Raw genomic sequence first — 13,495 nt, forward strand, 5'->3', positions numbered from 1 at the left:
TCTGCCGGGCGCCGAGGATCTGGCGTGACCTCCTGAGGAGAATATCCATGGCCAAAGGTCAGATGCGCAGCAACAAGGAGGCGAAGAAGCCCAAGAAGGTGAAGGAAGCGCCGGCCTTGGCGACGACCTTCTCCACCCAGGTGACCAAGGCGACGCTCGGCGCGCCGGGCAAGGGCAAGAAGGGCTAAGGGATTGCCGGCCGGGCTGACACTGCGGCGGTCCGGGCCGGCAATCGCATCATCGTTCGGCGCCGCCATCCGCTGGCCGCCATGAGCATCCGGAGCCTGTTGCCCGCAGGCGTCCGGACCTGTTCTGTTGTTTGCATTCTGGCCGCCGCGGGCATAATTTCCGTTCCGGGAATGGAGTCTCCCAAGGTCCTTCGGATCTGAACCGCCACGATCGGCTGATGCCCCCTGCCAAGCTGCCTTCGGGCGCGTGGCGGGGGGCCGTCCAGCCTTCCGCGATGCCGTTGTTTTCCGCTGGACCTCGATTGAGTGGGCGACAGGCCCAGAGGAGAATCCATGCTTCCGGTATGTCTCGTCTTTGTCGGCGCGGGCTTTGGCGGTGTTCTTCGGCACGGCGTCAATCTGGCGGCCGCCCGTCTGTTCGGCACGAACTTTCCCTGGGGGACGCTGACCGTCAACGTTGTCGGTTCGCTGATCATGGGGCTGCTCGCCGGCTACTTCGCCTTTCGCGATGGCGCGCACTGGACCCAGCACGCGCGCCTGTTTCTGACCACCGGCGTGCTCGGTGGCTTCACCACCTTCTCGACTTTCTCGCTCGACGTCGTCCTGCTGCTGGAACGCGGCGAGACGGGAAGCGCGACGTTTTATGCCCTGGCGTCGCTGATTGTTTCGGTTCTCGCGCTCTTTGCCGGGCTTTTGCTCGTCAGGACGCTCGCCTGATGATATGAGGCGCCTTCAAGAGAAGGACTTATCCATGGCGACCATCGTCAACATTACCGTAGGCCCCGACGAGGCCGGCATGCGCCTCGACCGCTGGTTCAAGGATCACTATCCGGGCCTGTCGTTCGGCCATCTTCAGAAGCTGCTGCGTTCTGGCCAGGTTCGCGTCGATGGCGGCCGCGCCAAGACCAATGATCGCGTCAATCCCGGCCAGGTGGTTCGCATTCCGCCTCTCGGCGTCGACTCCGCCGGCGGCAGCCCGCATGTCGCCCGCCCGCTTGGCGCGCGCGGCAGCGCCGCCGACGCGCTGATGGCGATGTGCCTCTACGAGGACGACCACGTCTATGTCTTCAACAAGCCGCAGGGTCTCGCCGTCCAGGGTGGCTCCGGCCTGACGACGCATGTCGACGGCATGCTGGAAGCCCTGCGCGATACCAAGGACCAGAAGCCGCGCCTGGTGCACCGTCTCGATCGCGAGACGACCGGCGTGCTCGTCGTCGCCAAGACCCGGCTCGCGGCATCGAAGCTCTCGGCGAGCTTCCGCGCGCGCGCCACCAAGAAGATCTACTGGGCGCTGGTGAAGGGCGTTCCGCGACCGATGCAGGGGCGCATCTCGACCTGGCTTGCCCGCGACGGCGGCCCGTCGGGTGACAAGATGAAGGTCGCGCGCCATGGCGAGGACGATGCCAGCCATGCGGTGACGCTGTTCTCGGTCGTCGACAATGCCGGCCAGAACCTGTCCTGGCTGACCATGCGCCCGGTGACGGGCCGTACGCACCAGCTGCGCGCGCATGCCGCCCATATCGGCCATCCCATCATCGGTGACCCGAAATACTTCGAAGCCGACATCAACTGGGATTTTCCGGGCGGCATTCAGAACAAGCTGCATCTGCACGCGCGGCGGATCATCATTCCGCATCCGTCCGGCAGCGGCATTCTCGACATCACGGCGCCATTGCCGCCGCACATGGTGCAGAGCTGGAACCTTCTCGGTTTCGACAAGGATCTCGGCGACGCAGGCAGCGACGACGACGAATGATCCCGGCGACGCCGGGCCGTCGCCGGATTGCGGCGGCCGGCCCGGCCAGGGTTGAAGCGACGGCGCCAGCCGGCACGATCAGAAGACGGACATGACGACAGCTCCCGAAAAACTCGACGCCCCGAAACTGCCGAAGCGCTTCTATGAGAGCGTGACGATCTCAGGCACCGACAATGGCTATGTGATCCAGCTCGACGGCCGCGCCGTCCGGACGCCGTCGAAGGCGGTCCTGGCCGTGCCAAACGAGTCGATTGCCGCCGCGATCGCCGCCGAATGGGCCGGCCAGAAGGACGTCATCAATCCGGCGTCCATGCCGCTGACCCGTCTCGCCAATTCCGCGCTCGACGGCGTCGCGCGCGAGCCGGAGGCGACCCGTGCCGAGGTCCTGCGCTATGCCGGCACTGATCTCCTCTGCTATCGCGCGGACGGTCCCGAGAAGCTGGTCGCGCTCCAGGAGGAGCGGTGGTCGCCGGTGATTGCGTGGATGCAGGATCGTTTCCAGGCGCGCTTTGTGCTGGCCGAAGGCATCGTCCATGTGACGCAGTTTCCGGAGACGATCGAAGCGGTCGACGCCGCCATCGGCGATCTCGACGCGCTGCGCCTTGCCGCTCTCAACACCATCACGGCGCTGACGGGATCGGCTATCCTCGCCATCGCGGTCCTGCATCGGCAGCTTTCGCCCGAGGAGGCATGGGCGGCGGCGCATGTCGACGAGGACTATCAGATCGCCCTCTGGGGCGAGGACGAGGAAGCCAGCGTGCGACGGGCAGGGCGCTGGGCCGAAATGCAGGCAGCCTCGCTGGTTCTGGCGGCTCGGGCATAGGAGATAGCCTTGAAGCACATCCTGGCGGAACTCGAGAAGCGGCGGGCCGAGGCCCGTCTCGGCGGTGGCGAGAAGCGGATCGCGGCGCAGCACGCGAAGGCGAAGCTGACGGCGCGGGAGCGCCTCGAGGTTCTGCTCGATGAGGGATCGTTCGAGGAATTCGACATGTATGTCGAACATCGGGGTACCGATTTCGGCATGCAGAAGACCAAGATCCCCGGTGACGGCGTCGTCACCGGCTGGGGCACGATCAACGGCCGCACCGTCTTCGTCTTCGCCAAGGACTTCACCGTCTTCGGCGGCTCGCTGTCGGAAGCGCATGCCGGCAAGATCATGAAGATCCAGGACATGGCGCTGAAGAATCGTGCGCCGATCATCGGCCTGTTCGACGCCGGCGGCGCCCGCATCCAGGAGGGCGTGGCGGCGCTCGGCGGCTATGGCGAAGTGTTCCAGCGCAACGTGCTGGCGTCCGGTGTCATCCCGCAGATCTCCGTCATCATGGGGCCCTGCGCCGGCGGCGACGTCTATTCGCCGGCCATGACCGACTTCATCTTCATGGTCCGTGACTCGAGCTACATGTTCGTCACCGGCCCGGATGTGGTGAAGACGGTGACCAACGAGACCGTGACGGCGGAAGAGCTCGGCGGCGCTTCGATCCACACCACGCGCTCGTCGATCGCCGACGGCGCTTACGACAATGATGTCGAGACGCTGCTCGAGATGCGTCGCCTGATCGACCTGCTGCCGCTCAACAATGGCGGCGAACTGCCGGAGATCGACAGCTATGATGCGCCGGACCGTATCGAGATGTCGCTCGATACGCTGGTCCCGGACAATCCGAACAAGCCCTACGACATCAAGGAATTGATCCTCAAGACGGTCGACGAGGGCGATTTCTTCGAGATCCAGGCCGCCTTCGCCAAAAACATCGTCATTGGCTTCGGCCGCATCGAGGGGCGTACCGTCGGCTTCGTCGCCAATCAGCCGATGGTGCTGGCCGGTGTGCTCGACAGCGACGCCTCGCGCAAGGCGGCGCGCTTCGTCCGCTTCTGCGACGCCTTTTCCATTCCGATCGTCACCTTCGTCGATGTGCCGGGTTTCCTGCCGGGCACGGCGCAGGAATATGGCGGGCTGATCAAGCACGGCGCCAAGCTGCTCTTCGCCTATGGCGAGGCGACGGTGCCGAAGATCACGGTGATCACCCGCAAGGCCTATGGCGGCGCCTACGACGTCATGGCGTCGAAGCACCTGCGCGGTGACCTCAACTATGCCTGGCCATCGGCGCAGATCGCCGTGATGGGCGCCAAGGGCGCCGTCGAGATCATCTTCCGCGCCGAGAACGGCGATGCGGACGGCCTTGCCGCCCGGACGAAGGAATATGAGGACCGGTTCCTTTCCCCCTTCGTCGCGGCGGAGCGCGGATATATCGACGAAGTGATCATGCCGCACTCGACGCGCCGGCGGATCGCCCGTGGCCTCAGGCTCCTGCGCAACAAGGCGCTAACGAACCCGTGGAAGAAGCACGACAACATCCCGCTGTAAGGGCAGGATGGGGTTAGTGCTTCAAGCCTGCGTCTCGGGGGGCACGCCGCGATCGCTGGCCATCAGGGCGAGCTAGATTGGGCCGATCTTCGCGATGTCGGACACGTCGAGGCCGACGAGGTGGCTGGCGATCGCTTCACCGCCGACGGTTAGTTCCGGCGCGATTTCGGCGAGCGGCACGAGCACGAAGGCGCGTTCCGCCATGCGGGGATGCGGCACGATCAGGCCGTCCTCGTCGAGGCTGGTGTCGCCAAAGAGCAGCAAGTCGATGTCGAGCGTCCGCGGTCCCCACCGCACGGCGCGCTCGCGGCCATGGTCGCGCTCGATGGCGAGACCGAGGTCGAGCAATTGGCGCGGCGCGAGCGTGGTCTCGACGCCGATGCAGGCGTTGAGGTATGGGCCCTGCGGCACCGGTCCCCAGGGCGGCGTTTCATAGAGCGACGAAATGCGCGTCACGCGGACGCCGGACGATGCATCGAGCGCGGCGATCGCGGCGCGCAGCGTCGCGGCGCGATCTCCCAGATTGCTGCCGAGGCCGAGGTAAGCTTCAGTCACGCACGCGCTCCCGCTCGATCTCGATGGCGATGACGCCCGTCGCGAGTTGCACTGGCGCTTCCGGTTTGGTGATGCGGATCGTCAGCCGGTCGATCGGCGGATAGGCCTCGAAGACGGCTTTCGCCATCGCTTCTGCCAGCGCCTCGATCAGCTTGTAGCGATGCGTCTTGCCGATCTCCTCCACCAGCATGGCGATCTCGCCGTAGTGGACGGTCTTTTCCAGATCGTCAGTCCGACCGGCCTCGGAGAGATCGAGCTCCGCGATGAGGTCGACCCGAAAGCGCTGGCCGAGCACGGCCTCTTCTGGCAGCACGCCGTGAAAGCCGAAGAAGCGGAGATCGTTGATGAAGATGCGGTCGGTCATGGTCGTTCGCGGCTCGAGAGGATGGCATCGGTGACGGCGAGGGCGTCGCGATGGGCGGCGACGTCGTGGACGCGGAAGGTCGAGACGCCTTTCGCCGCCGCCAGGACATTGGTGGCGAGAGTGCCGGCGAGACGCTGCTTGGGCTCCCTGCCGGTGATCTCGCCGATGAAGCGTTTGCGCGAGACGCCGAGCAGCACGGGGAAACCGAGCGCGACGATCTCGTCGAGGCGATCGAGAATCAGGAGGTTCTCGGTCATGCCCTTGCCGAAGCCGATGCCCGGATCGAGGACGATGCGGTGATCGGGAATATTGGCCGCGCGCGCCAGCCCGATCGAGCGGTCGAAGAAGCGCTTCATGGCGTCGAGGATGGTCGGTGGCGAATAGGTCTCGCGCTCCCAATGGCTGACGACGACAGCGGCGCCATGCGCCCCCGCGACGCGGGCGATTTCCGGCTCGCGCTGCAGCCCCCAGACGTCGTTGACGATATGGGCTCCGGCGGCAAGCGCCTGGTCGGCGACGGCGGCCTTGTAGGTATCGACAGAGATCAAGGCGCTGGTGCGCTGGGCGACCGCCCGGATCGCGGGAATGACGCGCGCGGCTTCGGTTGGGGCGTCAACTTCGGCGGCTCCCGGCCGGGTCGATTCGCCGCCGATGTCGATGATGTCTGCACCCTCGGCGAGGAGGAGTTCGGCATGGCCGGTCGCCGCCTCGCCCTCGGCATGGTCGCCGCCATCCGAGAAGCTGTCAGGCGTCACATTGAGGATGCCCATGATCAGGCTGCGGCCGCTGGTCCGGCGGTCGAGGTGATCAATGTCGATGGGAACGGCTGGCGCCATCACGAACTCGCGGCTTTGTCTTTGTCGATTCCGGCGGCCCGCATGGCCGCGCCGCTGTTACAGCACCCAAACATGTTGGGCTGTCAACGGATTGTCGGACGTTCCGCCGTGTCATGATTGCCGCTTCCGGACAGACGGCTTAGAAAGCATTTGTCCAGAAAGGCAATTTCTGCCGAGGAGCCTCCATGTTTGACAAGATCCTGATCGCCAATCGCGGCGAGATTGCCTGCCGCATCATCAAGACGGCGCGGCGACTGGGGATCGGGACCGTGGCGGTATTCTCCGATGCTGATCGGGATGCCCTGCATGTCGAGATGGCCGACGAGGCCGTGCATATCGGACCGGCCCAGGCGGCCCAGTCCTATCTGCTGATCGACAAGATCATCGCCGCCGCCAAGCAGACGGGCGCCGACGCGATCCATCCCGGCTATGGCTTCCTGTCGGAACGCGCCGCCTTCGCCGAGGCGCTCGTCGCCAACGGCCTCGTCTTCATCGGTCCGAACGCCAAGGCGATCGAGGCGATGGGCGACAAGATTGCCTCGAAGAAGGTCGCGGCAGCTGCCAATGTTTCGACGGTGCCCGGTCATCTCGGCATCATCGAGAGCGAGGACGAGGCGGTCCAGATCGCCCGCCAGATCGGCTATCCCGTCATGATCAAGGCCTCGGCCGGCGGCGGCGGCAAGGGCATGCGGATCGCCCATTCCGATGCCGAGGCGCGCGAGGGCTTCCGGCTCTCCCGTTCCGAGGCGCGCTCCTCCTTCGGCGACGATCGGGTCTTCATCGAGAAGTTCATCGTCAATCCGCGCCATATCGAGATCCAGCTTCTCGCCGATAAGCACGGCAATGCCATCTATCTCGGCGAGCGCGAATGCTCGATCCAGCGGCGCAATCAGAAGGTCATCGAGGAGGCGCCGTCACCCTTGCTCGACGCCAAGACGCGCCGCGCCATGGGCGAGCAGGCGGTCGCGCTGGCCAAGGCCGTTGGCTACGATTCGGCCGGAACGGTCGAGTTCGTCGCCGGCCAGGACAAGAGCTTCTTTTTCCTTGAGATGAACACGCGCCTGCAGGTTGAGCATCCGGTCACGGAACTTGTGACCGGCATCGACCTGGTCGAGCAGATGATCCGGGTCGCCGCTGGTGAGCGGCTCGCGATCGCCCAGGACGAGGTCAAGCTTGAGGGCTGGGCGGTCGAGAGCCGCATCTATGCCGAGGATCCCTATCGCAGCTTCCTGCCCTCGATCGGCCGACTGACGCGCTATCGGCCGCCGGCGGAAGCCGTTCGCGACGACATCACCGTTCGCAACGATACGGGCGTCGTCGAGGGATCCGAAATCTCGATGTTCTACGACCCGATGATCGCCAAGCTCTGCACCCATGCGCCGACCCGGGCCGAGGCGATCGACGCCATGAGCGTGGCGCTGGATGACTTTGTCGTCGAGGGCATCCAGCACAATGTCCCGTTCCTGTCCGCGTTGATGGCGCATCCGCGCTGGCGCGAGGGGCGGTTGTCGACAGGCTTTATCGCCGAGGAATTCCCCGACGGATTCCAAGGGGTTGCGCCGGATTCTGCAACGCTGGCGCGCCTGGCCGCCGTGGCGCTGACGATGGAGATCCTGCGCAAGGACAGGCTTGACCGGTTGTCCGGCCGCCTTGGGCCGCATTCGGGCAACTGGCGCGAGAACTGGGTGGTGGCGATCGGCGGTACCACGGTGGAGCTCGCCAGCCCCGGCGGCATGGCTGCGATGCCGACCGCGGTCGAAATCCTGCTGCCGGGGGCCGATCAGCCGATCGCCGTCCTGTCGCACTGGGTGCCCGGCGATCCGGTCTGGGAAGGCGCCTTCGACGACGAGGCCTTTACCGTGCAGGTGCGGCCGGCGCTGTCTGGAACGCGGCTGCTCTATCGCGGCATCGATGTCGTGGCGCGGGTCATGACGCCCCGCATCGCCGCGCTCCATAGGCTGATGCCCGAGAAGAAGCCGGCTGACACTTCGAAGTTCCTCCTTTGCCCAATGCCGGGCCTGGTCGTCTCGGTTGCGGTCGAGGAAGGGCAGGAGGTCAAGGCCGGCGAAACGCTGGCGATCGTCGAGGCGATGAAGATGGAGAACGTCCTGCGCGCCGAACGGGACCTGACCGTGCAGCGCATTGCCGCCAAGCAGGGCGACAGCCTCGCGGTCGACGCTATCATTATGGAGTTCGCCTGATCTGAGGTGGCTGCTCAGTCGCCTTCGGCGGCCAGCAGGCTGTCGTTCTTGACGTTCATCTGATTGCCCCGCCACTCGAACCCGCTGCCGCTCACCGCCGCGATCCAGAGGACGGGCAGCGACAAATCGCGCAGCAGCCAGGCGAGCGGCGACCAACGCGAGCAATGCCAGCCGAGGCGCTTCGCCATCCATGCCTCGGCGCCGTACCAGACGATGGCGAGCGCGGGCGGGACCCAACCGGGCACGGAATCGGTCACGGCCAGCAGCGTCGCGAGCCCGATCGGCAACAGGCCACCCAGGAACAGTTCTATGCCGAACAGGGCCGGGAAGGTGACGCGCCGCAGCCGGGCCCAGCGCAACTGCCTGTGCCAGACCGCCTGCAGGGCGCGGGCGCCGAGCGGCTGCGTGAAGGGCTGCCGGACCAGACGGACGCGCTGGCTATTGGCCCGGATCGCCTTGGTGGCGGCCGCATCCTCGGCCGGATCGGCGGCGAGCGCCGCGATGCCGCCATGCCGGTCGAGGTTCTCCCGCCGCCAGAGCATCGATTTTCCCTGCGCGAAGCCCTGGCCGACGGCATCGGCCGCCAGCTGCCAGCGTGCCTGGTAGGTGTTCAGATAGGCGCATTCGAATTCGGCGCCGAGATTGTCCGGCTCGCTGCCAAGCGGCGGCGAGCAGACCAGTCCGCTCTCGCCATCCCAGCGTTCGAGCATGCGGTCGAGATAGTCCGGCGGCATCAGCACATTGCTGTCGGCCATGACGATCCATTCGTGCCGCGCCGCGATCCAGCCCTTGGCGAGATTGTTGAGCTTCGGATTGATGCTGATCCGGTCGTCGCCGACGAGCAGCCGGGCCGGTACCGAGGGATGCGCCGCTATCAGGCGGCGGATGACCGGGAGGACCGGATCCGAGCGGCTGGCCGCGCAGAAGACGAGTTCATAGTTCGGGTAATCGAGGGTGAAGCCGGAGCGGAGCGTTCGCTCGATGGCGTGCTCGATGCCGCAGACGGGCCGAAGGATGGTGATCCGCGGCCGTCCGTGCGGCCTGGCATCGCCGGCTTGCCCCCGGCCTCCGCGCAGCGTCACCAGGGCGATGCTGGCGAGATGGACGAGTAGCGCGACGAGGCAGAAGATCTGGGCGAGCAGGATACCGCTGCTCATGGCGAAACCGGATAGCTCGGGCGGGCTGTGGAGGCTGGCAAGGCGATATCGGCTCCCTCTTGCGACGGAGGGCACTGCGATTCGTGCCGCGCCGTTGCGACCCTCCTCGCGCAGCTGCATGACGTTCTGATGAAGGTGGGCCTTGGCGCTTGACGCTCCGGCCCGAAGCGCGCAAGTCGGGCCTCGTCGATCCCGAACCCATCACGGACTGCACTGATCCATGACTGTTGCCAAACTGACGGCGCTCGTCGATCTCGACGGGACACTCACCGACCCCTATCTGGGCATCAGCGCCTCGATCCTCCATGCGCTGGAGCAACTCGGTCAGCCTGCGCTGGACGAGCCGGCGTTGCGCGCCGCCATCGGTCCGCCGCTTGAAGGCACATTCGCGGCCCTGCTCGATGGCGACACGGTCCTGGCGAAGCAGGCGCTTGGCCATTACCGCGAGCGCTTCGGCAGCGTCGGGCTGTTCGAGAATGTCCTTTTTGAAGGCATTCCCGAAGCCCTCGGCAGCCTTCAGGCGGCTGGGGTCCAGATGTTCCTCGCCAGTTCCAAGCCGCGCGTCTTCTGCGAGCGCATCCTCGACCATTTCGAGCTGACGCCGTTCTTCACGACAGTGCACGGCTCCGAGTTGGATGGTCGCCTGGCCGAGAAGAACGATCTCGTCGCCCATATCCTTGAGGTCGAGGCGATCGACCCGGATCGGTGCGTGATGATTGGCGATCGTCGCTACGACATCGAGGGCGCACGAGCAAACCGCATCAAGGTCGCGGCGGTCGGCTGGGGCTATGGTACGGTGGAGGAGTTCGAGACGTTTCCACCCGACGCGATTGTGCCGCATGTCGCCGAACTCGCGCCGACGGTGCTGAGGCTGCTGCGCGGAGAGGTTTGATGGGTGTCCGCACCGTCCATGCGAGGATTTCTGGCCGCGTTCAGGGCGTCGGATACCGGGCCTGGGCGGCGGATGAGGCGGTGGCGCGGGGCTTGTCCGGCTGGGTCCGCAACCGCCGTGACGGTGCCGTGGAGGCGGTGTTCTCCGGCGAGGCGACGGTTGTCGACGCGATGCTCGCGGCCTGCTCGGCAGGGCCGCGGCTGGCGCGGGTAGACGCGGTCGATATCGAGGAGCGTAGCGAGGCCGAGACGGGCCCGTTCCAGGTTTTGCCCACGGCCTGAAATTGAGCTAGCGCCGCCGGCCTTCTCGCCGCATCAGGGGGAGGGCGGCGGCAGACTGGTCGTCCCGAACAATGTCTCGAATTCCCGGCGCATCACCGCGTCGACTTCGGGCATGGTGAAGATATGGCCGAGATCGGCCAGGCTGGTGACGCCGTGGCCATGCACGCCGCAGGGCACGATGCCGTCGAAATGCTCGAGCGTCGGCTCGACATTGATCGAGATGCCATGGAACGTCACCCAGCGACGGACGCGAATGCCGATCGCCGCGATCTTGTCTTCGGAACCCACGCCTTTGTCGGGGCGGCGCACCCAGACGCCAACGCGATCATCGCGCCGTTCGCCGCGGACGTTGAAGCCATCCAGCGTCTGGATGATCCATTGTTCCAGTGTCGCCACGAACAGGCGAAGGTCCTGCCGCCGCCGGTTCAGGTCAAGCATGACATAGGCCACGCGCTGGCCGGGGCCATGATAGGTGTACTGGCCGCCGCGCCCGGTCTGGAACACGGGAAAGCGGTCCGGCGCGATCAGGTCTTCTTCCTGGGCGCTGGTGCCGGCCGTGTAGAGCGGCGGGTGCTCGACGAGCCAGATCCGTTCGGCGGCCGTTCCGGCAGCGATGGCCGCGACCCGGGCCTCCATTTCAGCGACCGCGTCCGGATAGGCGACGGGCGCCTCTTCGATCACCCACTCGACGGGCGGGCTGCCATCTTTCGGCAGGAGGGAGGCATGGAGGTCATCGCGGAGGGTCATGGCGTCGCTCTGGACCGGCAGCGGCCGGTCATTCTGTGGTGTCGGTTCTCATGTCGGTCGATCTGGTCATAGCGCAAGGGCCGCCATTCTTCACCTGTCGGCGCGGGCTTGGCTTTCGCTGCTGCCTGTGGATGAATTCAAACAGTGTTCGAAGCCGCTTGTTTCGTCGAAGGTCATTTGCTACATCCCACCTCGCGCCGGTTCACACCGGCTTGGGTTTCGCGGTCGTGGCGGAATTGGTAGACGCGCAGCGTTGAGGTCGCTGTGCCGAAAGGCGTGGAAGTTCGAGTCTTCTCGACCGCACCAAACCCAAATGCAAAAATCCTCGCAAAACGGCGGCCCTCGGGCCGCTGTTTTTGTTTCTGGGTCAGGCTGGAACGGAAATGGACCGGTCCTGGTTCACTATGGACTTCGGTTCGCTCACGCGGAGCGGACCAAATCGCAACACTGGCGAGAATGCCGCGGGCGCCACCGTTTTTCCTTTGCCCGAACAAACTTGAGCGCTAAAGCTCGCGCAAAACCCTCCCTGAAATCTCCTGCACGCGTTCTTGAGGGGCCATGTCGGACGAGATGACCATCGAACGCGACGATCGCCCGGCGGATGGCATTCCGCCGCTGCGCGACGAGAACGATAACGTTTCCTCTGTTTTCCTCGATGCACTGAGCGCGTCGATCGAAAACGGCGATGCGGAACGCGCGCGGGCGCTGACCGAGGATCTGCACGAGTCGGATGTCGGTGCCATCCTCGAGGCGCTCGAACCCGACCAGCGTCCGGCCCTGATTCAGCTTCTCGGCGGTTCCTTCGACTTCACGGCGCTGACCGAGCTCGACGAGGCGGTACGCGTCGAGATTCTGGAGGAACTGCCGTCCGAGACGGTCGCCGAGGGTATGCGCGACCTGGATTCGGACGACGCCGTCTACATTCTGGAAGATCTCGACAAGGCCGATCAGGACGAGATTCTCGCCCAGATTCCGTCGGTCGAACGGCTGGCGCTGAAGCGCGGCCTTGATTATCCGGAAGACAGCGCCGGCCGGCGCATGCAGACCGAGTTCATCGCCGTGCCGCCGTTCTGGACGGTCGGACAGACGATCGACTACATGCGCGAGGCGCAGGACCTGCCGGAGGAATTCCACGAGGTCTTCGTCATCGACCCGGGCTATCACCTGCTCGGCACGGTGTCGCTCAACCGGCTTCTGCGCACCAAGCGCCCGGTGAAGATCGCCGAACTCGTCAGTGAGGCGCGCCATCTGGTGCGCGCCACCGCCGACCAGGAAGAAGCGGCGCGGATGTTCCAGCGCTACAACCTGATCTCGGCCGCCGTCGTCGATGAGTCGGACCGTCTGGTTGGCCTCCTGACCATCGACGACATCGTCGACGTCATCCAGGAGGAGGCGGACGAGGACATCAAGCGCCTCGGCGGCGTCGGCGACGAAGAGGTTTCCGACAAGGTGTGGTCGATCGCCAGGAGCCGGTTTCCCTGGCTCTTCATCAACCTCGTCACCGCCGTGCTTGCGTCGTTCGTCATCGGCCTCTTCGAGGACCAGCTGCAGAAGATGGTGGCGCTCGCCGTGCTGATGCCGATCGTCGCCAGCCAGGGCGGCAATGCTGGTACGCAGACCATGACGGTGGCTGTCCGCGCCATCGCTATGCGCGAACTCGGCCCCCACAACGTTCTGCGCGTCATCGGCCGTGAACTCGTGGTCGGTATCTTCAACGGCTTCCTGTTCGCCGCGATCGTCGGCACCATGGCCGTCTACCGCTTCGGCATTCTCGATCTCGGCTTCGTCATCGCCGCGGCGATGGTGATCAACCTGATCGCCGCGGCGCTCGGCGGCATCCTGATCCCGCTGACGCTCAACCGGCTGAAGATCGATCCGGCCATCGCGTCGAGTTCCTTCGTGACGACGATCACCGACGTGGTGGGCTTCTTCTCATTCCTCGGCTTCGCCGCCCTCTGGTTCGGGCTGAACTAGTTTCGGCGTCGGGTGGCCGCGGCGTTAGCGGTTCGCAAGGCCGTGTCACGCGGACGTGACGGGGCTTTCGCGCGTGTCGCGCCATGTTTCCCAATTGGACAAAATGTGACCGCTCTCTGTCGGCGAATGATCGACTTTGAGCGAGAATTCGTTAGACCGATGCCAGCGAAGCGCACTGC

Annotated in this window: 14 protein-coding genes and 1 tRNA gene; 10 read left to right on the forward strand and 5 right to left on the reverse strand. The window is 65.5% G+C overall.

Annotated elements, in window-relative coordinates; genetic code table 11:
* Positions 1 to 47 precede the first annotated feature (47 nt).
* The 5 genes from G342_RS26320 (at position 48) to G342_RS0119980 (ending at position 4,309) form a co-directional block, all read left to right on the forward strand.
* Positions 48 to 188, forward strand: coding sequence for a hypothetical protein (locus G342_RS26320; RefSeq protein ID WP_018184939.1), 141 nt, complete (start codon positions 48 to 50; stop codon positions 186 to 188).
* 333 nt (positions 189 to 521) lie between these two features.
* Positions 522 to 905 carry a fluoride efflux transporter CrcB gene (gene crcB / locus G342_RS0119965; protein WP_018184940.1) on the forward strand — a complete coding sequence of 128 codons (384 nt, stop codon included), beginning with the start codon at positions 522 to 524 and terminating at the stop codon, positions 903 to 905.
* A 34-nt stretch (positions 906 to 939) separates the two neighbouring features.
* Positions 940 to 1,944 (forward strand): RluA family pseudouridine synthase, encoded by a 1,005-nt coding sequence (locus tag G342_RS0119970; RefSeq protein WP_018184941.1) that lies wholly within the window; start codon positions 940 to 942, stop codon positions 1,942 to 1,944.
* A 91-nt stretch (positions 1,945 to 2,035) separates the two neighbouring features.
* The gene (locus G342_RS0119975) at positions 2,036 to 2,767 is read left to right on the forward strand and encodes an ATP12 family chaperone protein (protein ID WP_018184942.1); all 732 of its coding nucleotides are present in this window, start codon (positions 2,036 to 2,038) and stop codon (positions 2,765 to 2,767) included.
* Between the two features lie 9 nt (positions 2,768 to 2,776).
* Positions 2,777 to 4,309 carry an acyl-CoA carboxylase subunit beta gene (locus tag G342_RS0119980; RefSeq protein WP_018184943.1) on the forward strand — a complete coding sequence of 511 codons (1,533 nt, stop codon included), beginning with the start codon at positions 2,777 to 2,779 and terminating at the stop codon, positions 4,307 to 4,309.
* Positions 4,310 to 4,381: 72 nt separating this feature from the next.
* Here G342_RS0119980 and folK read toward each other — a convergent pair whose 3' ends face one another.
* From folK to folP, 3 genes are read right to left on the reverse strand one after another with little or no spacing between them, the layout of a single operon-like run.
* Positions 4,382 to 4,864: a 2-amino-4-hydroxy-6-hydroxymethyldihydropteridine diphosphokinase gene (folK, locus tag G342_RS0119985; RefSeq protein ID WP_018184944.1), complete on the reverse strand. Its 483-nt coding sequence runs from the start codon at positions 4,862 to 4,864 to the stop codon at positions 4,382 to 4,384.
* Positions 4,857 to 5,228, reverse strand: coding sequence for a dihydroneopterin aldolase (folB, locus tag G342_RS0119990; RefSeq protein ID WP_018184945.1), 372 nt, complete (start codon positions 5,226 to 5,228; stop codon positions 4,857 to 4,859). The genes folK and folB overlap by 8 nt, the downstream gene beginning before the upstream one ends.
* Complete coding sequence (folP, locus tag G342_RS0119995) at positions 5,225 to 6,064, reverse strand: dihydropteroate synthase (RefSeq protein ID WP_018184946.1); 840 nt, start codon at positions 6,062 to 6,064, stop codon at positions 5,225 to 5,227. Before folP ends, folB begins: the two co-directional genes overlap by 4 nt.
* Positions 6,065 to 6,249: 185 nt before the next feature.
* Between folP and G342_RS0120000 the strand changes: the two genes are divergently transcribed.
* Positions 6,250 to 8,265 carry an acetyl-CoA carboxylase biotin carboxylase subunit gene (locus tag G342_RS0120000; protein ID WP_018184947.1) on the forward strand — a complete coding sequence of 672 codons (2,016 nt, stop codon included), beginning with the start codon at positions 6,250 to 6,252 and terminating at the stop codon, positions 8,263 to 8,265.
* A 14-nt stretch (positions 8,266 to 8,279) separates the two neighbouring features.
* On the opposite strand, the gene G342_RS0120005 is transcribed toward G342_RS0120000, so the two are convergent.
* Positions 8,280 to 9,422, reverse strand: a complete 1,143-nt coding sequence (locus G342_RS0120005; protein WP_018184948.1) for a ceramide glucosyltransferase — start codon at positions 9,420 to 9,422, stop codon at positions 8,280 to 8,282.
* A gap of 220 nt (positions 9,423 to 9,642) precedes the next feature.
* Here G342_RS0120005 and G342_RS0120010 point away from each other — a divergent pair, with 220 nt between their 5' ends.
* Both G342_RS0120010 and G342_RS24750 read left to right on the forward strand, forming a co-directional pair.
* Positions 9,643 to 10,314: an HAD hydrolase-like protein gene (locus G342_RS0120010; protein ID WP_018184949.1), complete on the forward strand. Its 672-nt coding sequence runs from the start codon at positions 9,643 to 9,645 to the stop codon at positions 10,312 to 10,314.
* The gene (locus tag G342_RS24750; RefSeq protein ID WP_018184950.1) at positions 10,314 to 10,595 is read left to right on the forward strand and encodes an acylphosphatase; all 282 of its coding nucleotides are present in this window, start codon (positions 10,314 to 10,316) and stop codon (positions 10,593 to 10,595) included. The genes G342_RS0120010 and G342_RS24750 overlap by 1 nt, the downstream gene beginning before the upstream one ends.
* Before the next feature lie 33 nt (positions 10,596 to 10,628).
* On the opposite strand, the gene lipB is transcribed toward G342_RS24750, so the two are convergent.
* Positions 10,629 to 11,342: a lipoyl(octanoyl) transferase LipB gene (lipB, locus tag G342_RS0120020; protein ID WP_018184951.1), complete on the reverse strand. Its 714-nt coding sequence runs from the start codon at positions 11,340 to 11,342 to the stop codon at positions 10,629 to 10,631.
* A 221-nt stretch (positions 11,343 to 11,563) separates the two neighbouring features.
* On the opposite strand from lipB, the gene G342_RS0120025 reads away from it, so the two are divergent.
* Positions 11,564 to 11,648, forward strand: a tRNA-Leu gene (locus G342_RS0120025).
* 252 nt (positions 11,649 to 11,900) lie between these two features.
* Positions 11,901 to 13,316 carry a magnesium transporter gene (mgtE, locus tag G342_RS0120030; RefSeq protein WP_018184952.1) on the forward strand — a complete coding sequence of 472 codons (1,416 nt, stop codon included), beginning with the start codon at positions 11,901 to 11,903 and terminating at the stop codon, positions 13,314 to 13,316.
* Positions 13,317 to 13,495 lie beyond the last annotated feature (179 nt).

Source organism: Kaistia granuli DSM 23481, assembly GCF_000380505.1.
GTDB lineage: Bacteria > Pseudomonadota > Alphaproteobacteria > Rhizobiales > Kaistiaceae > Kaistia > Kaistia granuli.